This is a genomic window from Curtobacterium sp. MCBD17_040, from assembly GCF_003234805.2.
Lineage (GTDB): Bacteria > Actinomycetota > Actinomycetes > Actinomycetales > Microbacteriaceae > Curtobacterium.
In genome coordinates this window covers 1091788-1112236 of the sequence record NZ_CP126273.1, presented here as the reverse complement: position 1 = coordinate 1112236, position 20449 = coordinate 1091788, and the positions used below count along the sequence as shown (strand labels likewise).

Below are 20449 nucleotides of genomic sequence, written 5' to 3'. Positions count from 1 at the left end.
CCCGCCCGTGGGGCACTCAGGAGGTCCGATCCCGGCAGCGTGTCGTCGCTCGAAGGAGAGCACGGTCACGGGAAGCTTCCCGGGTGAACATTGGCGCTTGGACGACCGTCGTCACGGCGATCGGCACCGCACTGACGCCGATCCTGGTCGCGGTGCTCGGTATCGTCATAACCAAGCGGCAGTCGCGGAACTCCGAGCTGCTCAGGCTTCGCGTCGACTACTACCAGCAGTTGGTTCCGAATCTGAATCGGCTGATGTGCTATGTCACGTTCATCGGAAGCTGGCGTGACGATGCGCCACCCGACATCGTGGCGCTCAAGCGGCACCTGGACAGCGACTTCTACTGTGCAGCCCCCTTGTTCTCGCGAGCAGTGTCTGCCGCCTACGAGAACTTGATGTCGCGGAGCTTCAGTACCTTCGGCGCCTGGGGTTCAGACGCGAAGATCATCAGCAGCTCGTACAGACGAAGTCAGGCCTGGTGTCGACAGGACATCGGTTGGCAGCCGGGATGGGAGCAGCACTTCACCCTCGCTCCGCACGACCACATCGGCGTCGACGTCCTCGACGGGTACCGGAAGGCGTACGACGAGTTGTTGGCGCGGCTGGTCGATGACCTCCGTATCAGTCGCACTCGTCAGAACTACACCACTGCGAGAGTCTCCCTGAATGCCACCTCGCCGAGGCCGCGAGCGATCGACTGACGCACGAACGGCAGCTCGGGTTCCGAACTCCTTGCGCTCGCCTAGGTGTACTGCCCAGGGAGGTTGGTCAACCGAGTGATCGGTGACCGGTTCCCGATGGCGGTGTGGGGCCGGTGGTGATTGTAGTGATGCAGCCATGCCGGGAGGGCGTTCCGGCGGGCGTGCTCGGTCGGGTAGTGCCGTGAGAACGCCCACCCGTCGGCGAGGGTGCGGTGGAAGCGTTCGATCTTCCCGTTGGTCTGCGGCCGATAGGGGCGGGTCTTCTTCGGCGTGATCTCCAGCTCAGTGCAGGCCTCGCGCCAGGCGTGGGACTTGTAGGCAGAGCCGTTGTCGGAGAGGACCCGCTCCACCCGGACACCGCGTGCGGCGAACCACGACACGGCCCGCCGTAGCACCCCGATCGCGGTCGCTGCTTTCTCGTCGTCGTGGATCTCGGCGTAAGCGACGCGGGAGTGGTCATCGATCACGGTGTGCACGAACGCGGTCCCGATCAGCGGGCCGCGATGCTTGCTGCGGCCCTTACCGGGCGTTGCTGACCGGTTCCGCCCACCTTGCTGTCGGCCGACGTAGCGCCAGCCGCCGCCATCGGGGATGTTGCCGAGTTTCTTCACGTCGACGTGGATCATCGCGCCCGGACGTTCGTGCTCGTAACGGCGCACGAGTTCGCCGGTGCGGATGTCGATGTGGTGCAGCCGGTTCACCCGACAGCGGGTCAGCACGGCGTGCACTGTCGAGGCCGGCATGCCGAGTTGCCCGCCGATCCCAACGGGACCGAGGCGCTTTCGCCAGCGAAGTGCGACGACCTTCTTCACCAGCTCAGGGCGGGTGCGGTTCGGGGACCGGTGCGGACGGGACGAGCGGTCATGCATGCCCTCGGCGCCCATGGCCGCATACCGGTCGGCCCAGCGCTTCGCGGTCGGCCAGGACACGTGGAAGAACAGGGCTGCGTGCCGGACTGGCCAGCCGTCATCGACGATCAGACGACCTATCCGGAGGCGTTGGCGTGGTGTCAGGGCAGCGTTAGCGTGGGACACGAGGACCTCCTGCGGAGAGTGTGTGAACTAGACAGCTCCACTCCACTGCAGGAGGTCCTTCTCACATCCCAACGACTACAGCGAGTCGTCGCAACACAACCAACGTCCCTGGGCAGTACACCTAGAGCTACACACGACAACCACGGCGAGGTGCGCCCTGGCGCCGCGGCTGAGCGCTCTGCCAGGATGACCCCGAGCACCAGAGCCGAGGGGGATTCACATGAGCTACGGCACTCCGAGAGACGCAACGGCGCCGAGACCCGCTCGACGCATCAGCAGGGCACTCGCAACGATGTCCGCGGCTCACTGGGTCCGCGCGGCCCTCGTCGGCGTCGGCGGTTTCATCGCCGCGTACGCCATCGGCATCCTGACGATGCTCCTCGCCGCCCTCCTCGCGCCGCACACCGAGACCACGACCGGCTCGGGCACCGCGAACCTCTCCGACACCCTGACGAGCATCAGCGACATCGCCGCGACCCCGGTCCAGCTGATCCTGCTGGCCGACCTCGGCCGCCTCGGGATCAGCGGCCAGGGCGCACTCATCGTCCAGTTCGCCGGCTCGATCGCGATCGGGTTCGTGCCCCTCTTCATCGCCGCGGCGCAGATCATCGCGATCGTCGTGCTGAGCCGCCGGATCACGCGACCGCGCTCGCTGACGCAGCACGTCGCGATGTCGCTGCTGTCAGGCGTCGTGCTGGCGGTCCTGACGCTGGTGGCCGGGTTGGTCCTCCCGGTCCGGATCCCCGGCGGGAGCGGCGCGGCGGTCAGCACCATCAGCGGGCTCGGTGCTGGCGCGGTCCTCGTGGCGTTCCTCGTCGGGGCGATCGCGAGCTTCCTCGCGCGGGCGATCGTCGTGGCGACGCTGAGCAGCGCCCTCGCCGCGTGGTTCGGCGTCGTGCGCGTCGTCATGACGCAGTTCGCCGCGCTCACCGCGCTGGTGACGGTCGCCCTCATCGTGGTGGCCGCCGTCGAGCAGAACACCGCAGCTCCTGTGCTCCCCCTGGTGATCGGGAACGTGGCCGTCGTGGTCGTGGCGCTCGGGCTGTTCGGCGGTGCCGGCGTCTCGGACTCGGTGGGTCGCCTGCTGTCGCTGGGCGGCTCCGACACGAGCACGCCACACACCCTCACCGTGTTCTCGGGCACGGGCTGGCTGTGGCTCGCGGTCCTCGCCGCGGTCGTGAGCGTGTTCCTGGGTGGGCTCGGACTCGCCGTGCGACGTTCGGCGGCCGCACGGCCGGTCCTCGACTGGGCGCTGACACCGGCCGCGTACCTGCTGGTTGGCCTCCTCACGATGGTCCTCGGCACGGTCGTCGCGCACGCCGCGCTCTCCGCCGCGTCGATCAACGCGGACACCACGGCATCGGCGGGCGTCACCCCGTGGACGCCGGTGATGTTCGTGCTGTGGGGCGGCGTCGCCGAGGTCGTCGCGCGCTTCGTCGCACCGCGGGTCCTCCCCCGCGTCAGCCCGTCGGTCCTCGCCGTGGCCTCCCGTGTGCTCGGGAACGACCAGCCGGTGTTCGCCCAGGTCCGGCCGCAGCGCGCGCCCGTGGCGCCGGCCTCGGCATCACACGCCTGGCCGGTTCAGGACGCCGGAGCGACACTGCCGGGAGGCCCGGATCACGCGGACCTGGACGGCTGGGGCGACGTCGTGGGGCCGGCCCCGGCCTCCCGGTCGGGCGGACGATAGACGTGGAGTGGCCGCGACGGGCGTTTGCGTCGAAGGTCGTGCCGGAGTTCACGGCGGAAAAAGCGCTCCGCCTCGCGTCTCCCGCGTACTGGGGCCATCGCCAGTTTGTTGGTGAACGCACAGCAACCGTAGGCTGGACGGAGACCTGAACCCGACTCAGCATCAGGAGCACTGCCATGTCCAACAACTACTCAGAGCCGCCGCTGGGACCGTATGCCCCGCTGCCCGCTCCACCGGCTCAACGAGGAGGGCTCGGGAAGGCGGGGCTGATCCTCGGAATCATTGCAGTGGCCCTCGCATTCATTCCCGGCTTGCTGTACGTCGGCTTCGTGCTCGGCATCCTCGCGCTCGTGTTTGGGATCATCGCGCTGCGTCGAGGAACCGGCAGGGGACTTCCGGCGACCATTCTCGGTGGCGCGAGCATCCTGCTGGCATCTCTGTTTGGAGCGATCTACGGCGGCGGTGCTTCCACAACCCCGAGCGTCGCAGTTGACACGCCTGCTGCCGCTCACGCGACGAAAGCCGCGCCGACGAAGGTCAGCGCACCGGATGTGGTCGGGATGACCGTCTCCGCTGCTGAGAAAGAACTCGAGAGTCAGGACCTTCTCTTCGACGCAAATGGCGCGGACGATGATCAGACGGTCACCGCTCAGGATCCCGCTGCCAGCAGCGAAATCGCCCCGGGAACAGTGGTCTCCCTGACGGCACAACCGCCGCTTGGGTCGTCTGTCGCAGCTCCCGCGCCTGCGGGCAACAAGTTCGACATGGAGAGCACGAACCGAATCGATGGTACGAAGGCCGACTACCAAGAATGGGTCGACTCCTACAACGACAACTTCGTCTCCTCCAATGAGTTCGAGCAACCCGACGCGGGCAAGAAATACGTCGTGGTGACGGTGCATGTTGTCGCAACGACGGCTGGCGTCGACGCAAGCACTGTCGCCTACGATCTGGCGCTCTCGGACGCGAGCGGAAACGTGTACGACTCGACAACGCTCGTCGAAGGGCTGACGGAGATGCCGAGCGTGACCTTGGGGGCGGGTCAGACGGCGCAGGGACAAGTGGCCTTCGAGGTTCCCGACTCCTTCCACGGCGGCGTGGCGTCGTTCGGCGATGGAACGATCTTCGAAAAGACGAACTAGCGCGATCACGCCAGCAGTACGGAAGGGAGGGACGGCGCCAGCTGGCGACGCCCCTCCCTCATGTACTGCTGGCGTTCGCGGTTGCAGGCGCTGCAGCAAGAGGCGGTTCCGGTACGCGGATGGTCATGCGGAGAGGGAGCAACAGTCAGTCTCTTCGCGTTCGGGCGGCGACCTTCGCCCTCTCACATGCGCGCGAGTATCTCGGTTTTCTTCGCGGCGAACTCCTCTTCTGAGAGGACGCCGGCGTCACGAAGTGCTCCAAGCTGTTGAAGCTGCTGCATGTGATCCGGCTGCGCAGGCAAGCTCGGCGCAGCGCCGACAGGGGCGGCAAGTTCGACGATCGTGGGCGCTGCGGCGCGCGCGCGCAGCTGCTGCAGAATCGCCTCCCGGAACTGGGCCGCGTCCTCGCGCTTGACGCGGAAGCTAACCGTTCCCCCCGCTGTCCCTACCTCCACGCGATGGTAGAGCAGGCCGTCCTTCTTGTTCCCCACGCCAGAAACATGCTCGAGCGGGAGCATCTCGTACGCGTCCTTACCGCCTTTGATGCCGGTTGCGAGAAACGAAGCACCAGAAGTCATGATGCCAAGAGCGACCTTGACTCCTGACACTCCTCGCCCTCGTTCCCACTCGAGGCGATCCGGCCATAGTCGAACGGTGGCGTTCTTCCCGTCAATGTGACTGACAACCTCGTAGAGGGGCTGAGCCAACTCGGGCTGGAGAACGTCAGAAGCTTCCAGGTCCCTACGAGCCCTCGCCGCCCCTGACACCGCATTCGTCAGGTTGTCACGAACTTCCGACGCCGCTTGCCCCGCCGCGTCCTTCGCTTTGCTGAAGATCCCGCCCGCGACACGAGCCGCGAAGCCCGAGGGGGCACTGACAACAGCGCTGTCGCTGGTCTTCTCGGTCCACTTCGTTCCGTCCCACCAGCGTCGTTGTCCTTGACCGTCGTCGTACCAACCCGGCGCCGTGCTCATTGCATTCTCCTCGTTCAAGCGGAGTTCTCATCATACGATTGCCGCGGCCTCGAGCAGCCGCTCTCGCACAGGTAGCGCTGTGCCTTTCGCAGCTCCCCTATCCAGCCGTTCAAAGCTGTCACGACAAATCGCGGCGGCCAATGCGCGCGCTCGTGCTTCGGGTGCTCCGGGTACCGCTGTCGCAGGTACCTGCGAACGACCGCGCCCGGACGCGTCTCGTCCCGGTACCCGAGCTCCACCGCGAGCTCGCGGGGCGTCGATGTCGTCACGCCCCGGATCCTATTCGGGCGCTCGACGGTCCGGACCCGCGTCCACAGGCATCGAACCGACGGGCTGCAGCCGCGCCTCCCGGCTGAGTGCCGCCGACCGTGGCAGTGGGTCAATGGAGGCACCGCACCCGTCACCGATGAGAGGAACCGCCGTGCCCAACCGATTCGAGAACAAGGTCGCGATCGTCACCGGAGCGGGCTCCGGGATCGGCGCGGCGACGGTGCGCGCGTTCGTCGGCGAGGGTGCCCGCGTGGTGGCCGTGGACTCGGTCGGCGAGAAGGTCGCGGAGACCGCCGCGGGCCTCCCGGACGGAGCCGTGACCACGATCACCGGTGACGTCGCGCAACCGGCGACGATGGGGGAGGCCGTGCGCACCGCCGTCGACACCTACGGCCGCCTCGACGTGCTCGTCAACAACGCGGGGACGTTCACCTCGGGCGACATCACCGAGATCGAGCCGGAGGATTGGCGACGCGTCATCGAGACCGACCTGTCCGCCGTGTTCTACGGCACGCGCGCGGCGCTCCCCCACCTGCGCGAGACGAAGGGGTCGATCGTGAGCACCTCGAGCGTGTCGGGCATGAGCGGCGACTGGCGCATGAGCCCCTACAACGCGGCGAAGGGCGGCGTGAGCAACTTCACGCGGGCGGCGGCGCTCGACAACGGGGAGCACGGGGTGCGCGTCAACGCGGTGGCGCCCGGGCTCATCTGGACGGACATGACGCAGCAGCAGGCGCAGAACGAGGAGCTCAAGCAGGCGTTCGCCGAGCGGATCGCCCTGGGCCGCGGGGGTCAGCCCGAGGAGGTCGCCGCCGCGATCCTGTTCCTGGCGAGCGACGAGGCGTCGTTCATCACCGGGGCGATCCTGCCCGTGGACGGCGGCACGACCGCGAGCAACGGGCAGCCGCCGCAGGCGTAGCGCCGCCGCAACCGCGCGCGTCGACGACAACTGCGCCGTCGCCTGGCCGCGCACTTGTCGTCGACACGCGCCAGCGGCGCGATCGACGCGCCGCGACACGGAGGCACCGCGCGTAGCGTCCGCGCCATGAGCGACAACGAGCAGACCGAGCCCGTCATGGACGGCGCCACCGACGCGACGAACAAGGAGAAGCTGGCGGGCCTGATCGAGCAGGTGGACAACGACCACGGGAGCGAAGGCGCCTCGAGCATGGCCGACGAGCTCCGGAACCGGATGGCGGAGACGCAGGTCGAGCCCGAATCGGCCGCCGACGAGGAGGACTGACCCCGCTCGACAGTCCTGAGCACATCGGGCGACAGCCACGGGGCCGATCCGCTCCTGGACCTGACGGCGGAGGGCTTGCCCCTCACGGGCGAGGAGCTGGCAGATCTGGCGGAGCGCTGGTTCGAGGTGCGCCTGTCGGAACCCGTCACTGCGGCGCGTGCATCAACGCCATGACGTCCTCGGCGCCGAGATGGCCACCAACCACGCCTGCATCACCGCACGTGCGCACGTGCGCACGTGCGCACGTGGACGACAAGTGCCCCGCGCCCGCACGCGCACTTGTCGTCTGCGTGCCCAGGGCGGTCAGTTCATGTAGAGCCCACCATCGACATTCAGTGTGTGCCCCGTGATGAACGCCGTGTCCTCGCGGACAAGGAACTCGACGGCGACGGCGATGTCGTCCACGGTGCCGACGCGCCCGACCAGCAGGTCCGCGGCCATCGCGGCCTTGCGCTCGTCGGTGAGCGTGCCGCCCATGATGTCGGTGTCGATCGGGCCGGGGGCGATGGCGTTGACGGTGACACCGAGCGGACCGAGCTCCCGAGCGAGCGCGCGGGTGAGTCCGATCACGCCGGCCTTCGCGACCGAGTACGGGGTCTTGCTGTACGTCCCGCCACCGCGCTGGGCCGACACCGACGAGATGCTGACGATGCGTCCGACGCCGCTCTTGACCATCGATTCGGCCACGCGTCGCGAGACGTAGTGGACGCCGTTGAGGTCCACGTCGAGCACACGCGCCCACTCACCGGGATCGAGGTCGAGGTACGGCGTGGCGGAGCTGATGCCGGCGATGTTCACGAGCGCGACGATCTGGGGCAGCGCGGCCTCGAGCTCGTCGACGGCAGCGCGGACCGCCGCTTCGTCAGCGACGTTCGCCCCGGCTCCGGCAGCGCTGATGCCGAACTCCGTCTCGAGTTCCGCGGCCAGCTGACGGCACGCGTCGCCGTCCAGGTCGATGATCCCGATGTTCCATCCGTCGCGGGCCAGGCGTGACACGGTCGCCCGACCGATCCCGCGGGGCGACGCCGCTCCGGTGACGATCGCGGTGCGTGCCGCAGGGAAGGTGGAAGTCATGTTCTCTCTTTTCGTGGTGATGGTCAGGCCCGCGTCGGCGGCACCTGGACGACGGACGGGAGGACGCCCTCCGTGCTCAGCGGATCTGGGAGATCTCGAACACGGCGGGGTCCCCGCCGACGCGCGCTCCCGCCTCGAGCGCGTCGAGATCCGCGACCTCGTCCTCGGTCAGGTCGAAGCCGAAGACGTTGAGGTTCGTCCGCATCCGCCCGGGGTCGGCGGACTTGGGGATGACGATGTTGCCGCGCTGCAGGTGCCACCGCAGGACGACCTGCGCCGGCGTCACCCCGTGCTGCTCCGCGATCGCCACGATCGTCCCGTGCCGGAGGGCTGCACCCTGCCCGAGCGGTGAGTAGGCCTCGATCGCGATGCCCTTCGACCGGGCGTACTCGACCAACTCGCGCTGCTGAAACGACGGATGGATCTCGATCTGATCGACCGCCGGCACGATCTCGGTCTCGTCCAGTAGCCGCTCGAGGTGCGGGACGAGGAAGTTCGAGACCCCGATCGCGCGCACCGCGCCGTCGCGGTACAGCTGCTCCATCGCCTTCCAACTCGCCACGTAGGCGTCCCGCGCCGGAGACGGCCAGTGGATGAGGTAGAGATCCACGAAGTCGAGGCCGAGGCGCTCGATGCTCGCAGCGAACGCTCGGCGCGTGCTGTCGGCGCCCTGCTCGCCGTTGCGGAGCTTGGTGGTGACGAATACCTGCTCGCGAGGGACACCGCTCGCGCGGATCCCCGCACCGACACCGCTCTCGTTGTTGTAGGCGGCTGCCGTGTCGATGTGACGGTACCCGGCCTCGAGCGCCGCCTCGACCGCCTCCTGTGCGCCGTCGGGGGGTATCTGGAACACGCCGTACCCGACCTGGGGCACGTCGACGCCGTTGTTCAGGGCGATGGTCGGAACGGTCATGCGCGCCTCCAGGGTCGGCAGAACGGGTGCGTCGTCATCGCGGGCTCAGGACGAGCAGCGATACGGACTCGAGCGGGAGTTCGATCGTGATCGTCGCTGCGCCGTCCGCGACGTCGAGGGACCGCTCGTCCTCGAGGCGCTCGAGACCCATCCGCGCGTGGATCGCGGACAGCTGCTCCTCAGTGGGGTCCTGGGGCGAACCGAGCTCCTTCCAGACCGTGTGGGCGTTGCTGTGTTCGGCGTCGATCCGGAAGTGCTCCAGACGGTACTCGGACGCGGCCAGGCCGGAGACGTCCACCGTGACCGAGGCCGCGACGTCATCGGACTGGTACTGGTCGTCGGTGTGTCGGTACACGAGCACGGCGACCTCGCCGTCGTCGGCGCGTGTGGCCAGGACGTCCACCTCTTCCGGGGGGCTCGCGGGAGCCGTGGTGTCGAGCTCCGTCACGTCCCAGGCTGCGTCCGACGCGGCGGCGATCCGGGTCCCACCCAGCTTCGCGAAGAGGCGGTAGGCGTTGAGGAACGGCTTCTCGACTCCCCCGGCCGTCATGAGCGCCCGCGTTCCCTCGAAGTAGCGCTCACCCTCGAAGTAGAAGCTCCAGGTGGTGGCCTCGCGAACCGAGGCCACCTCGGTCTCGTTGAGGTCGAGGATCTTCTTCATGAGGTTGGCCTGGAACACGGGGTAGTACTCCGTGTTCTGGAACCCGAAGTTCGAGTTGTCGTAGACGCCCCAGTGCGCGGGCACACCCGCGTCGCACTCGTCCACGATCGCGGGTACGTCGGCGTACCGCGGGAACTCCGCCATGACGCGCAGGAGGCTCCGGATCTCGAACAACATCTTGGTCGTCATCGGCGACTCCTTGACCGGCGCTTCACCGCCCGTCGGACCGTACGTCCGCCAGGGGGTGAAGTGCGACCCCTTGGTGTGGAACGAGACGAAGTCGATCGGGAGGTCCCGCTCGTCGGCGTAGGCCAGGAACTGCCGCATGAAGCCGGTCCCGTCCGGTCCCCCGGTGACGGTGGGGCCTCCGACCTTCGCAGTCGGCAGCACACGGCGGACGGCTGCCGCGGTCACCTCGTACAGACGGTCGAACTCCTCGGGCGTACCGCGCCAGTAGAAGATGTCGGGCTCGTTCCAGAGTTCCCAGAGCCAGGTCGACACCTCGTCCTCGCCGTACCGCTCGAGGACGTGTTCAGCGAGGGCGGTCACGAGTCCGGCCCACTTGTCGTAGTCCTTGGGCGGGTACCCCCACTGCCCGGCTTCGTACGCGCTGTACACGGTGGGACTCTCGGTGAGCGTGAGCTCGGTGTGGGCGTGGTCGGGCACCAGGTCGCGCGGCGTGAACCCGAGCTCCACCAACACGTGATGGCCAGCCTCCACGATGGCGTCGTAGGTCTGGTCGGCGATCGTGAAGTCGTAGAACGGGGTGCCGGTCTCGTCCTCGTGGTAGACGTTGCCGCTGCCCTGGTGTGGGAGACCGAATCCGGTTCCGCTGATGAAGATGTAGTGGGGTCGTACGTGGAACGCGGTCGGCGAGAAGTCGCCGATGGTCCGCAGCAGGCGCTTACCCGTCGGTGTGTAAGTCCAGTTGATCTCGTCGTACCCGAGGCTGGCCCAGATCGGCGTGATCGCGGTGCCTGTGCTGGCAGCGTCGACCCTGACTGTCGCGCTGCGCACGTGTGGCGCTGCTGGGTCGTGGCCACCGGCAGTTGGAAAGACGGTGCTGACGGCGATGCCGGGGTTCTTGGCGTTCTGCTGGCCGGTGCCCTGCTCGGTGTCGGTCGTGGACGTCATTGTCGAACCTTTCGTGGTGCTGTTGATGTTCGGAGGAGGGAGGAGCTACTTGAGGCTGCCGATCGCCAACCCGCCCTGCCAGTACCGCTGCATGGTCAGGAACGCGATGATCAGCGGGATGACGGAGATGAAGGAACCGACGACGATGATGCTCCAGAGCGAGTCGGTCCCCGTTCCGCTGTTGGCCGAGGCGAGGCCGTTCCACAGCCCCAGGCCCACGGTCACGGGGTAGAGCTTGTTGTTCGACAGCACCGCGAGCGGGAGGAAGTAGTTGTTCCAGGTGGCCACGATCGAGAGCAGCAGCACCGTGACGATCGCCGGGCGCATCAGCGGGAGCGCCACCTGGAAGAACGTCCGGAGTTCTCCCGCGCCGTCGATACGCGCAGCCTCGAGCATCTCGTCCGGCACGGCGTCCGCGGCGTAGACCCGCATCAGGTACACGCCGAACGGGTTGAGCAGCGACGGCAGGATCACTGCCCAGATCGTGTCGGTGAGGTTGATCTGCGAGAAGAGCACGAACGTCGGGATCACGAGCGCCGTGAGCGGCACCATCACGGAACCGAGCAGGATCGCGAAGCTGAGGTTGCGCCCTCGGAAGTCGAACTTGGCGAATCCGTAGCCCGCGAGGATCGCGAGGACGGTCGACCCCACGCCACCGCTGAGTGCGTACAGGAACGAGTTGCCGAGCCATCGGAGGTAGATGCCGTGGCTGTAGCTGAAGAGCATGCCGATGTTCTGGAACAGCGCGAAGGTCTTGTCGAACCACAGCGCGCCGGCGGACGGGTTGAACAGTCCGTGCGCGTCCTTGGTGCTGGCGACGAACAGCCACCAGATGGGGAGCAGGAAGTACACGACGAGGACCACGAGGAACACGTGGGCCGCGACGTTCCTCGGCTTCTTCGCGCCTCGGCCCTTGCTCGACGGCGCCGAGGCCCGGTTCGACGTCTTCGCTCGCGCGGGTGCGGTCGTTGCCATCAGAGAAAACTCCCCTTCTTACGGGTCAGGAACAGGAAGATGTAGACCCCGATGAACACGATGATCCCCAGGGCGAACGAGACCGCCGACGCGTAGTTGATCTGGGAGAACTTGAACGCCAGGTTGTAGGCGTAGATGTTCGGCGTGAACGCCGGTCCGATCGAGCCGTTCGCCTGCGGCGTGAGCACGGTGGGCTCGGTGAAGAACTGGAGCGTGCCGATGAGCGCGAACACGAGTATCAGCACGAGCGCCGATGTGACGAGCGGGACCTTGACCCGCAACGCGATCTGACGCGCGCTCGCCCCGTCGAGCCGAGCCGCCTCGTACAGGCTGGGGTCGATGCCCTGGAGTGCCGCGTAGATGATGATCATGTAGTAGCCGACCCACTGCCAGACCACCACGTTGAGCAGGCCGCCGAAGATGTTGTGCGAGCTCAAGAGGTTGGGCGCCGACGTGTGGAACAGCGCGAACAGGTCGCTCAACGGCCCGAAGCTCGGGCTGTACAGGAAGCCCCACATGAGGGCGCCGACCACGGCGGGGATCGCGTACGGGACGAAGATCATCAGCCGTGAGAACCGAGCCAGTTTGGTCGTGAGCGTGTCGAGCACCAGCGCAGCGGCGAGTGAGATCGCCATCTGGATGGGGATGAGCACGACCGAGAAGACGACGACGAAGACAGCTCCGCCCAGGAAGTCCGGGTCGGTGAAGGCCTTCACGTAGTTGCTCAATCCCGCGAAGCTGGTGCCGGCGACCAGGCTCTGGCTGAACAGGCTCTGGTAGAAGGCGTACCCGAGCGGGACGATCAGGAAGACGACGAAGACGACACCGAACGGTGCGATGAACAACCATCCGAGCCCTTGTCGCCTCCTCACTCCACCCCGCCGGGCACGCACGATCGTGTTTCTCTGTTTCGCTGGCGTCGTTGCCACCGAAGACTCAGCGCCACTCATTCGACTGTCCTCGTCTGTTCGTTGATGCCGGACACGGCGGCTCGCGCACCCGGTCCGATGGATCCCGATCCGGAGCTCTCGGGGATGTGGTGTCCGAGAGCTCCGGAAGGGTGGTACCGCTCGTCGCGGCGTTCTGCCGGCGGAGGCGCCAGCATGCATGGCGCGGAACGCGCTCTCGCCGGCGGGTGCGCCGCGACTACTTCTTCAAGGAGAAGTCCTGCGAGGTCGCGTACTTCGTGATGGTCGCCTGCAGCGAGTTCAGCGCCTTGCTGGTCGACGACCCGGAGTTGGTCTTGGTGAGCTGGGACTGCAGCTGCGTGTAGTAGTAGTTCTGGAACGGGCTGTAGACGGTGCCCTTGTATCCCTTGGCTGCGGGGATCCAGACGTCCCTGTTGGACTTCTGGCCGCCGAAGAACGGGTCCGACGCGTTCACGAACCAATCCGCCTTCTGCGCCTTCAAGTGCATCGGGAAGTGCGCCCCGATCGTGGTCTGGTTCTCGTTCCCGAACAGCTTGATCGCAACCTCGGCGGCGAGCTTCGGGGTCTTGGACTGCGACGTCACTGCGTAGGTGGACCCGCCCCAGTTCACCTGCACCGACTTGTTGGCACTCCACTGCGGAAGCGGTGCCAGCCGCCAGGGAGCGTCATCACCGGTCGGGATGCCGAACGTACCGAGGTGGCCGGGCTCCCAAGAGGGGGCGATCATCGTGGCGAGTTGGTTCTTCGACAGTTTGGTCGTGAAGTCGGTGGTCTGCTGGCCGACGGTGGTGATGAGTCCCTTGTCGACGAGGTTCGACCAGTAGCGGAGCACCTTCTTGTTGGCCGCACTGTTGATCTTCACACCGAGCGCGGCCTTGTTCTTGATGTTGTAGCTGAAGCTCTGCTTGGCGGTCGAGCCGGCGGCTTGATTGAACATCGCCTGTGTGAACGCGGGCGTGTCGCTCGGCCAATCGCCGAAGGCCGGTCCCCCCGCGGCCTTGAGCTTCTCCGCCGCCGACTGGTACTCCGCCCAGGTCTTCGGCACCGTGAGGTCGTACTTGTCGAAGATCTGCTTGTTGTACATCATGGCAACCGGCCCGCCGTCGTCCGGGATCGCGTAGATGTCGCCGTTCTGCGAGATGTCCTTCAGGGTTCCGGCCGAGAACTGGCGCTTCACCTTGTTCGCCCCGTACTTGCTGAGATCGACGAGCGCGTTCTTGATCTCGAAGCTCGGCAACTGCTCGGTCTCGAGCATGATGACGTCAGGAGCGCCCTTCTTCGCCGCGATGGCCGTCGAGAACTTGTCGTACTCGGCGGAGCCCGCACCGGCATTCGTCCAGCAGATCTGCACGTCCTTGTGCGCCTTGTTGAACTGGTCGACCGCGACGGACGCGGTCGGTGACCAGGCCCACAGGGTGACCACCGGCGCCGCGGGATCCACGATCTTGTTGGCGCAGGAGCGACCGGCGGCATTCGCCGGACCCGAGAAGCCCAGGGCGCTCACCGCGACGAGGCCAGCCGCTGCCAGCACCGCCAGGAACGATTTCTTGTGCACTGTGATTCCCTTTCGGTTGTAGCTCGTCGACGTCGTCGTCAGCCACCCGTCATCTCGATCGTGTGAGGTCGACCGAGGCGGAACCACGAGATGGCCAGGGAACCGTTGGCACGACAGCGAGGTGTCGGTCATCCTTGACCTTCCTGTGTGGGCGGTCCCGCCTGGGACTCCCTCTGCACGGCGCGGAGCGCGCCGAGAAATGGCGCGTCGGGCACGCCACGAGATGATCGTCGCGGTCCCGGTGGTCACTTCTGCGTGTCCTGGTGGGCGACGAGCTACGGTCAATCTAGCGGCCGAATGCTGACTGTCAAGGGTTTATTGTTTACAATCTCGATCGAAGGAGGCCCGGATGACGTTTCCAGGGCTCAACGCCCCCGTCGCGCAGCCCGCGCTCTCGCAGAGCGTCGTGGACGTGCTCCGGGACATGATCAGCCGCGGTGACCTCGTCCAGGGGCAACATCTCAAGGAGACGGAGATCGCGGTGGCACTCGGAGTCAGCCGGGGTCCCGTGCGCGAAGCGTTTTCCCAGCTGGCCAACGAGGGCTACGTCGAGCTCCGTCGACACCGAGGCGCATTCGTCGTGACGCTCACGCGGCAGGACATCGACGAGGTGTACTCGCTCCGACTCGCGCTCGAACGGCTGGCGATCGAGCGAGCCGCCACCCGTATGACGCCCGCACGCTTCGCCGCGATGGATGTGATCCTCGATCGGATGCAGCAGGTGACCGCGGACTACAGCCCGACCGAGGCGGTCGAACTCGACTTGGCGTTCCACGATCTCCTCTACGAAGCCGCCGAGCACCAGCGCCTCAAGCGCTCGTGGGAGTTCATCCGGAGTCAGGTCGAGTTCTTCCTCCAGGCACGGAACACGTCCCATCGCGACTTCCTGGAAGTCGGTCACGATGAGCACAAGGCCGTTCGCGACGTCCTCGCGACCGGTGACCCCGCACGAGCTGCTGCAGCCATTGAGCAGCACCTACGTGGTGCGTACGGGATGCTCCTCGAAGACCATCCCGAGGACGAGTCATGACCATGCGACGCCCGGACCACGTCGCTAGGATCCCGATCACCACGTCCGGTCCAACGAAGGAGCGAGTGTCGTGACGCGTCTGTGGAACCAGCCCACCCAGTTCGTCGACGAGATGATCGAGGGCTTCGTCCTCGCGAACGGCGATCGAGTCCGCCAGGTCCGAGGCGGTGTGACCCGGTCCACGAGGAGCCCGGACCCCGAGGTCTCCGTGGTCATCGGCGGCGGCTCGGGGCACTGGCCGGCGTTCGGCGGTCTCGTCGGGCCGGGGCTCGCGCACGGTGCGGCGATGGGCAACCTGTTCGCGTCGCCGTCGTCGATCCAGGTCGAGTCGGTGATCCGCGCGAGCGAGCATGGCCGGGGCGCCCTGCTCAGCTACGGCAACTACGCCGGCGACGTCCTCAACTTCACGGCAGCGCAGGACGCGGTCCGGGCGGACGGCATCGACTGCCGCACGGTCCTCGTGACGGACGACATCTTCAGCGCGTCGAGCGACGAGCGCGGCAAGCGTCGCGGCATCGCGGGCGACCTCACGGTGTTCAAGGTGGCCGGGGCCGCCGCTGCCGAGGGCATGGACCTCGACGACGTCGAGCGCGTGGCGGTGCTGGCGAACGAGCGGACACGGTCGATGGGCGTCGCGTTCAGCGGCTGCACGCTGCCCGGCGCGGACGAACCCCTGTTCGACGTCCCCGAGGGGCGCATGGCGATCGGGCTCGGCATCCACGGCGAGCCCGGCATCGACGAGACCGACATCCCCAGCGCCGAGGGGCTCGCCGAGCTGTTCGTCGAGCGACTCCTCGCCGAGGCGGAGATCCCGGAGGGCGTCGACCTCGACGACGCGCGCGTGGTCCCGATCCTCAACGGGCTCGGGTCGGTCAAGGTCGAGGAGCTGTTCGTCGTCTACCGCTCGATCGCGGGGCTGCTGCAGGACCGTGGGCTCACCGTGGTCGACCCGCAGGTGGGCGAGTTCTGCACGAGCTTCGACATGGCCGGCGCGTCCCTGACCCTGCTCTGGCTCGATGACGAGCTCGAGCGGCTCTGGACCGCGCCCGCCGACACCCCGGCGTTCCGTCGGGGCAGCGTCCAGCAGGACCTCGTGAGCGCCGGACCGACGGCCGCGGAGGCCGACACGGAGGACGCGATCCGGCCCTCCAGTGCGGAGTCCCGCGAGACCGCGAGCCGCATCGTCGACCTGCTCCGCACGGTCGCGACGACGGTCCAGGACAACGTCGACGACTGGGGTCGTCTCGACTCGATCGCCGGTGACGGCGACCACGGCATCGGCATGCAGCGCGGCGCGAGCGCGGCACTCGAGGCCGCGACCGCCGCTCTGGAGGCCCAGGGCGGCGCCGCCACGGTCCTCCACCGGGCGAGCGCCGGCTGGGCCGACCGCGCGGGCGGCACCTCGGGCGCGCTGTGGGGCGTGCTGCTGCGGACCCTCGCGAGCGAGCTCGACGACGAGACGCAGCCGACCGCCACCGCCGTCGCGACCGGTGTCGCCCAGGGCCGGGAGGCCGTGCAGTCGGTGGGCGGAGCGGCCGTCGGTGACAAGACGATGGTGGACGCGCTCGTGCCGTTCGCCGACACGCTCACCGCGCGGGTCGACGTGGGCGACGACCTGGCGACCGCGTGGGCCGCCGCTGCCTCCGCTGCCGAGGAGGGTGCGGCGTCGACGGCGGACCTCGTGCCGCACCTCGGGCGCGCGAAGACGCACGGCGACAAGGCCGTCGGCTCCCCCGACCCCGGCGCCGTGTCGTTCGCGGCGATCGTCGGCGTGGTGGGCCATGCACTCGCAGGTGGCACGGACACCGACGGAGTACACCGGGACCCCGGAGCGACAGACCGTCGCGAGGAAGGAGCCACGCGATGACGCAGTGGCGGTTGGTGATCGGCTCGGACGACGCCGGGTACGACTACAAGGAAGCGATCCGCAAGGACCTCGAGGCGAGCGACCTCGTGGCCTCGGTGGTCGATGTCGGCGTGGACGCCGACGGGCACACGAACTACCCGACCGTGGCGACCGCCGCGGCGGAGATCGTCGCCCGCGGGGACGCCGACCGGGCGATCCTGTTCTGCGGCACGGGCCTCGGCGTCGCGATCTCGGCGAACAAGGTGCCGGGCATCCGGGCTGTGACCGCGCACGACTCCTACTCGGTGGAGCGCTCGATCCTGTCGAACGACGCCCAGGTGCTCTGCATGGGGCAGCGCGTCATCGGCCTCGAGCTCGCCCGCCGCAACGTGCGGGAGTGGCTGACGTACGAGTTCGACAGCTCGAGCGCGTCGAACGACAAGGTCGAGGAGATCCGGGCGTACGAAGCAGCGCACTGAGTACGAGCGGCCGGCGTGAGCGCGAAGCATCCCGGCGCGATGAGGTGCTCGATGACCGGCACCCGGGAGGCGCGACCCGCGTCGAGCACGCGGGCCGCGCCTCCCGGCTGGTCGGGTGGGTCAGTCGGACAGGGCCGCGGACAGGAAGGCGACCGCCTGCGCGATCGCGGCCTTCGCCGCGTGGGTGTCGTGCATGGAGTTGACCATCACGAAGTCGTGGATGATCCCCTGGTAGCGCACGGCGGTGACGGGCACGCCCGCGCGGCGGAGCTTGGCCGCGTAGGCCTCGCCCTCGTCGCGGAGCACGTCGGCCTCGCCCGTGATCACGAGGGCCTGCGGCAGGCCGGCGAGCTGCTCCTCGGTGGCGCGGAGCGGCGACGCGGTGATCTGCGCACGGTCCTCCTCACTCGTCGTGTACTGATCCCAGAACCAGCGCATGCCGTCGCGGGCCAGGAAGTACCCCTCGGCGAACTCGTCGTACGAGCCGGCGTCGAACGCGGCGTTCGTGACCGGGTAGAACAGCGCCTGCGCGCGGAACGTGATGTCCCCGCGCTCCTTCGCCATCAGGGTGAGGACGGTCGCCATGTTGCCGCCGACCGAGTCCCCCGCGACGACGAGTCGCGACCCGTCGAGCTGCTGCTCGGCACCGTGCTGGACGACCCACTGCGCGACCGCGTAGGACTGCCCGTTCTGCGTCGGGTACTGCGCCTCGGGAGCGCGGTCGTACTCGGGGAACACGACGGCGGCGCCGGTGCCGACCGCGAGGTCGCGGACGAGCCGGTCGTGCGTGTGGGCGTCGCCGAAGACCCAGCCCGCGCCGTGCGTGTAGAGCACGACGGGCAGGACTCCGGTGGCTCCCTGCGGTCGGACGATCCGGACCGGCACGCTGCCGGTCGGGCCGCCCTCGACGGTGATCCAGGTCTCGTCGACCTCGGGCTCGCCGCCGCGGGACGTCACACGTCGAGGACCGCGGCGACCGCCTCGATCTCGACGAGCTGCCCGTCGTACCCGAGCACGGTGACGCCGAGCAGGGTGCTCGGGACGTCGTGCGCACCGAACGCGGCACGCACGACGTCCCAGGCGGCGATGAGGTCCGCCTGCCGCGACGACGCGACGAGGACCCGCGTGCTGATGACGTCCTCGATGCCGGCGCCTGCCGCGCCGAGCGCCGTCACCATGTTCTCGACGCACTGCGCGGCCTGCCCGGCGTGGTCCCCGAGCGCGACGGTCGCGCCGGTCTCGTCGAGGGGACAGGCCCCTGCCAGGAACACCAGCCGCGCGCCGGCGGGAGCGGTCGCAGCGTAGGCGTAGTCGACGCCCTGCGCCAGGCTCGCGGACCGGATGAGCGTCACGGTCTTCGGATCGGTCGTCTCGCTCACGCGACCATCCTCCTCGCTCCTCGTCAGCGTGGTCCGGCACCGGGCCTTCCGCTCGATCACCTGCACAGGACGAGGCGTGGGCCGCCGAGTAGTCAACGGCCGAGCGCCCGCTCCATCGCCCGGATCGACTGCTTCGTTGCGTACTCGTCACGCTCGGTCTGTGCGTCCTCGATCCAGAGGTGCACGACGCCCGTGTACCGGCCGGTGCTCACGCCGTCGCGCGGGGCGAGATGCAGCACGACGCCCCATCCCTGCTCCGACTGTTCCCACGAGTGGTCCGGGGTGTGGAACGGCTCGATCGACAGCACCTCGGCCCGCTCCGCGATGTGACGGCCCTCCGTGTCGGTCGCGGTGTCCCAGAGCGCGATCCCCTGCGGGGAGAACGCGAGCTGGCACGGGAACGTGACGGAGAGACCTGGGTCCCACGCGGCGAGGTCGTCCTTCGTCGTCGGGGTCGCCAGCGCGCTGACGAAGGCGATCCCGGGATGCCGGGCAGTCAGCGCCCCGCGCTCGTCCCTCCGGCGGAGTGGCACCAGACGCAACGGGCCACCGGCCGCGCACGCGATGGTCGCGAGACCCCCGGCGCGCAGGGCGAGCGGGAACGCGTCCGAGTGGACGCCGTGGATGCGGACGAGCAGCACGACCGTCAGGACCGCGAACACGACGGCGAGCACGCTGAACACGATGGTCGACGGATGCCGCCGGGCCGTTGCAGCGAGCGACGCCGACGTCGCGCGGTGCTCGCCCACCGGCACGCCGGACCCGGGCTGACTCACTGCGCCGGAGGCGTGCTGCCGTCCATCGTGACCTTCCCGGCACCGGAGTCCCAGGTGTACGTGGCGTTCGCGCGGCCGGTCGGATCGGCGTCGGAGTCGTTGCCCTGCGGGTACGGGTAGGTCACGGCGATGCTCGTCGACGAGGTCCGCCGGACCGTGGGCTGGAACGCGTACTGCTCCTTCGTCGCGGTTCCGAGGTAGGTGCCGTCGTGGAACAGCAGGATCGCGTACGGGGAGCTCGCCGTGGAGCCGGAGACGGTCACGACCGACCACGACAGCGGCGCGCAGGGGTCGTACCCGGAGTAGTCGGCGCCCGCCGCGTCCCAGTGGGCCGTTCCCCGCAGGTTCACCGGGAGCGGGAGTGCCGCGATCCCCGTCGCGGCGGCAGCCCGCCCCGTCGCGGGTCCGCACGTGCTCGTCGCGCTCGGGGTGCTCGTGGTGCTGGGCGAGGCGGGGGCGGCGGACGGTGTCGGGGTGCTGTGGGCGACCGTCCGCGCCGTGCTGCTCGGGTGCGGCGAGGTGGTCCCGCCCGAGCACCCGGCGAGCACCACGGTGAGCGCCGTGCCGAGGAGGACCAGACCCGAGGAACGTCGTGTGAGCATGCCTCCACATTGGCCCCGCTCGCCGAGCGCGTCCTGACCGTGCGC

The 20449-nt window shown here is 68.3% G+C and carries 20 protein-coding genes; 8 read left to right on the top strand and 12 right to left on the bottom strand.

Annotated elements, in window-relative coordinates; translation table 11 throughout:
* Positions 1 to 83: 83 nt before the first annotated feature.
* Positions 84 to 701, top strand: coding sequence for a hypothetical protein (locus DEI94_RS05340; protein WP_111026779.1), 618 nt, complete (start codon positions 84 to 86; stop codon positions 699 to 701).
* Between the two features lie 41 nt (positions 702 to 742).
* Here DEI94_RS05340 and DEI94_RS05335 read toward each other — a convergent pair whose 3' ends face one another.
* A complete protein-coding gene (locus tag DEI94_RS05335; protein WP_284183510.1) occupies positions 743 to 1735 on the bottom strand; it encodes an IS481 family transposase in 993 nt (330 codons plus the stop codon).
* 292 nt (positions 1736 to 2027) lie between these two features.
* Here DEI94_RS05335 and DEI94_RS05330 point away from each other — a divergent pair, with 292 nt between their 5' ends.
* The gene (locus tag DEI94_RS05330) at positions 2028 to 3422 is read left to right on the top strand and encodes a hypothetical protein (RefSeq protein WP_111027397.1); all 1395 of its coding nucleotides are present in this window, start codon (positions 2028 to 2030) and stop codon (positions 3420 to 3422) included.
* A gap of 176 nt (positions 3423 to 3598) precedes the next feature.
* The gene (locus DEI94_RS05325) at positions 3599 to 4564 is read left to right on the top strand and encodes a PASTA domain-containing protein (protein ID WP_111027396.1); all 966 of its coding nucleotides are present in this window, start codon (positions 3599 to 3601) and stop codon (positions 4562 to 4564) included.
* A gap of 182 nt (positions 4565 to 4746) precedes the next feature.
* On the opposite strand, the gene DEI94_RS05320 is transcribed toward DEI94_RS05325, so the two are convergent.
* Positions 4747 to 5538: an SHOCT domain-containing protein gene (locus DEI94_RS05320; protein ID WP_220038810.1), complete on the bottom strand. Its 792-nt coding sequence runs from the start codon at positions 5536 to 5538 to the stop codon at positions 4747 to 4749.
* Between the two features lie 421 nt (positions 5539 to 5959).
* Here DEI94_RS05320 and budC point away from each other — a divergent pair, with 421 nt between their 5' ends.
* Positions 5960 to 6727 (top strand): meso-2,3-butanediol dehydrogenase, encoded by a 768-nt coding sequence (gene budC, locus DEI94_RS05315; protein ID WP_220038809.1) that lies wholly within the window; start codon positions 5960 to 5962, stop codon positions 6725 to 6727.
* A 126-nt stretch (positions 6728 to 6853) separates the two neighbouring features.
* Positions 6854 to 7051, top strand: coding sequence for a hypothetical protein (locus tag DEI94_RS05310; RefSeq protein ID WP_146243962.1), 198 nt, complete (start codon positions 6854 to 6856; stop codon positions 7049 to 7051).
* Between the two features lie 303 nt (positions 7052 to 7354).
* On the opposite strand, the gene DEI94_RS05305 is transcribed toward DEI94_RS05310, so the two are convergent.
* From DEI94_RS05305 to DEI94_RS05280, 6 genes are all read right to left on the bottom strand, one after another.
* Positions 7355 to 8125 carry an SDR family NAD(P)-dependent oxidoreductase gene (locus DEI94_RS05305; RefSeq protein ID WP_111027393.1) on the bottom strand — a complete coding sequence of 257 codons (771 nt, stop codon included), beginning with the start codon at positions 8123 to 8125 and terminating at the stop codon, positions 7355 to 7357.
* A gap of 76 nt (positions 8126 to 8201) precedes the next feature.
* On the bottom strand, positions 8202 to 9038 hold the full coding sequence (locus tag DEI94_RS05300) for an aldo/keto reductase (protein WP_111008488.1): 837 nt from the start codon (positions 9036 to 9038) through the stop codon (positions 8202 to 8204).
* Positions 9039 to 9072: 34 nt separating this feature from the next.
* Positions 9073 to 10833, bottom strand: a complete 1761-nt coding sequence (locus tag DEI94_RS05295; protein WP_111027392.1) for a GH39 family glycosyl hydrolase — start codon at positions 10831 to 10833, stop codon at positions 9073 to 9075.
* Positions 10834 to 10878: 45 nt separating this feature from the next.
* Positions 10879 to 11808: a carbohydrate ABC transporter permease gene (locus tag DEI94_RS05290; protein ID WP_111008486.1), complete on the bottom strand. Its 930-nt coding sequence runs from the start codon at positions 11806 to 11808 to the stop codon at positions 10879 to 10881.
* A complete protein-coding gene (locus DEI94_RS05285; protein ID WP_258368376.1) occupies positions 11808 to 12653 on the bottom strand; it encodes a carbohydrate ABC transporter permease in 846 nt (281 codons plus the stop codon). The genes DEI94_RS05290 and DEI94_RS05285 overlap by 1 nt, the downstream gene beginning before the upstream one ends.
* Before the next feature lie 301 nt (positions 12654 to 12954).
* Positions 12955 to 14292, bottom strand: a complete 1338-nt coding sequence (locus tag DEI94_RS05280) for an ABC transporter substrate-binding protein (protein ID WP_181435271.1) — start codon at positions 14290 to 14292, stop codon at positions 12955 to 12957.
* Positions 14293 to 14641: 349 nt separating this feature from the next.
* Here DEI94_RS05280 and DEI94_RS05275 point away from each other — a divergent pair, with 349 nt between their 5' ends.
* The 3 genes from DEI94_RS05275 to DEI94_RS05265 all read left to right on the top strand — a co-directional run bounded on the left by DEI94_RS05275 (position 14642) and on the right by DEI94_RS05265 (position 17647).
* Positions 14642 to 15322 carry a GntR family transcriptional regulator gene (locus DEI94_RS05275; RefSeq protein ID WP_111008483.1) on the top strand — a complete coding sequence of 227 codons (681 nt, stop codon included), beginning with the start codon at positions 14642 to 14644 and terminating at the stop codon, positions 15320 to 15322.
* Positions 15323 to 15392: 70 nt separating this feature from the next.
* Positions 15393 to 17189 (top strand): dihydroxyacetone kinase family protein, encoded by a 1797-nt coding sequence (locus DEI94_RS05270; protein ID WP_111027391.1) that lies wholly within the window; start codon positions 15393 to 15395, stop codon positions 17187 to 17189.
* Positions 17186 to 17647, top strand: a complete 462-nt coding sequence (locus tag DEI94_RS05265; RefSeq protein ID WP_111008481.1) for a ribose-5-phosphate isomerase — start codon at positions 17186 to 17188, stop codon at positions 17645 to 17647. The genes DEI94_RS05270 and DEI94_RS05265 overlap by 4 nt, the downstream gene beginning before the upstream one ends.
* Positions 17648 to 17767: 120 nt before the next feature.
* On the opposite strand, the gene DEI94_RS05260 is transcribed toward DEI94_RS05265, so the two are convergent.
* The 4 genes from DEI94_RS05260 to DEI94_RS05245 form a co-directional block, all read right to left on the bottom strand.
* Entirely contained in the window at positions 17768 to 18604 is an 837-nt protein-coding gene (locus DEI94_RS05260; RefSeq protein ID WP_111008480.1) for an alpha/beta hydrolase, read from the bottom strand.
* Positions 18601 to 19026, bottom strand: coding sequence for a RidA family protein (locus DEI94_RS05255; RefSeq protein WP_111008479.1), 426 nt, complete (start codon positions 19024 to 19026; stop codon positions 18601 to 18603). Before DEI94_RS05255 ends, DEI94_RS05260 begins: the two co-directional genes overlap by 4 nt.
* A gap of 92 nt (positions 19027 to 19118) precedes the next feature.
* A complete protein-coding gene (locus tag DEI94_RS05250; RefSeq protein ID WP_111008478.1) occupies positions 19119 to 19802 on the bottom strand; it encodes a hypothetical protein in 684 nt (227 codons plus the stop codon).
* Positions 19799 to 20404 (bottom strand): LppP/LprE family lipoprotein, encoded by a 606-nt coding sequence (locus tag DEI94_RS05245; RefSeq protein WP_111008477.1) that lies wholly within the window; start codon positions 20402 to 20404, stop codon positions 19799 to 19801. Before DEI94_RS05245 ends, DEI94_RS05250 begins: the two co-directional genes overlap by 4 nt.
* Positions 20405 to 20449: the final 45 nt, after the last annotated feature.

What these genes read in the sequence shown, in the direction of transcription:
- DEI94_RS05320 (WP_220038810.1), bottom strand. Translation starts at nt 5,538, where the DNA reads ATGAGCACGGCGCCGGGTTGGTACGACGACGGTCAAGGACAACGACGC.
- DEI94_RS05330 (WP_111027397.1), top strand. Translation starts at nt 2,028, where the DNA reads ATGTCCGCGGCTCACTGGGTCCGCGCGGCCCTCGTCGGCGTCGGCGGT.
- DEI94_RS05295 (WP_111027392.1), bottom strand. Translation starts at nt 10,833, where the DNA reads ATGACGTCCACGACCGACACCGAGCAGGGCACCGGCCAGCAGAACGCC.
- DEI94_RS05325 (WP_111027396.1), top strand. Translation starts at nt 3,599, where the DNA reads ATGTCCAACAACTACTCAGAGCCGCCGCTGGGACCGTATGCCCCGCTG.
- DEI94_RS05245 (WP_111008477.1), bottom strand. Translation starts at nt 20,404, where the DNA reads ATGCTCACACGACGTTCCTCGGGTCTGGTCCTCCTCGGCACGGCGCTC.
- DEI94_RS05275 (WP_111008483.1), top strand. Translation starts at nt 14,642, where the DNA reads ATGACGTTTCCAGGGCTCAACGCCCCCGTCGCGCAGCCCGCGCTCTCG.
- DEI94_RS05290 (WP_111008486.1), bottom strand. Translation starts at nt 11,808, where the DNA reads ATGGCAACGACCGCACCCGCGCGAGCGAAGACGTCGAACCGGGCCTCG.
- DEI94_RS05265 (WP_111008481.1), top strand. Translation starts at nt 17,186, where the DNA reads ATGACGCAGTGGCGGTTGGTGATCGGCTCGGACGACGCCGGGTACGAC.
- DEI94_RS05310 (WP_146243962.1), top strand. Translation starts at nt 6,854, where the DNA reads ATGAGCGACAACGAGCAGACCGAGCCCGTCATGGACGGCGCCACCGAC.
- DEI94_RS05305 (WP_111027393.1), bottom strand. Translation starts at nt 8,125, where the DNA reads ATGACTTCCACCTTCCCTGCGGCACGCACCGCGATCGTCACCGGAGCG.
- DEI94_RS05300 (WP_111008488.1), bottom strand. Translation starts at nt 9,038, where the DNA reads ATGACCGTTCCGACCATCGCCCTGAACAACGGCGTCGACGTGCCCCAG.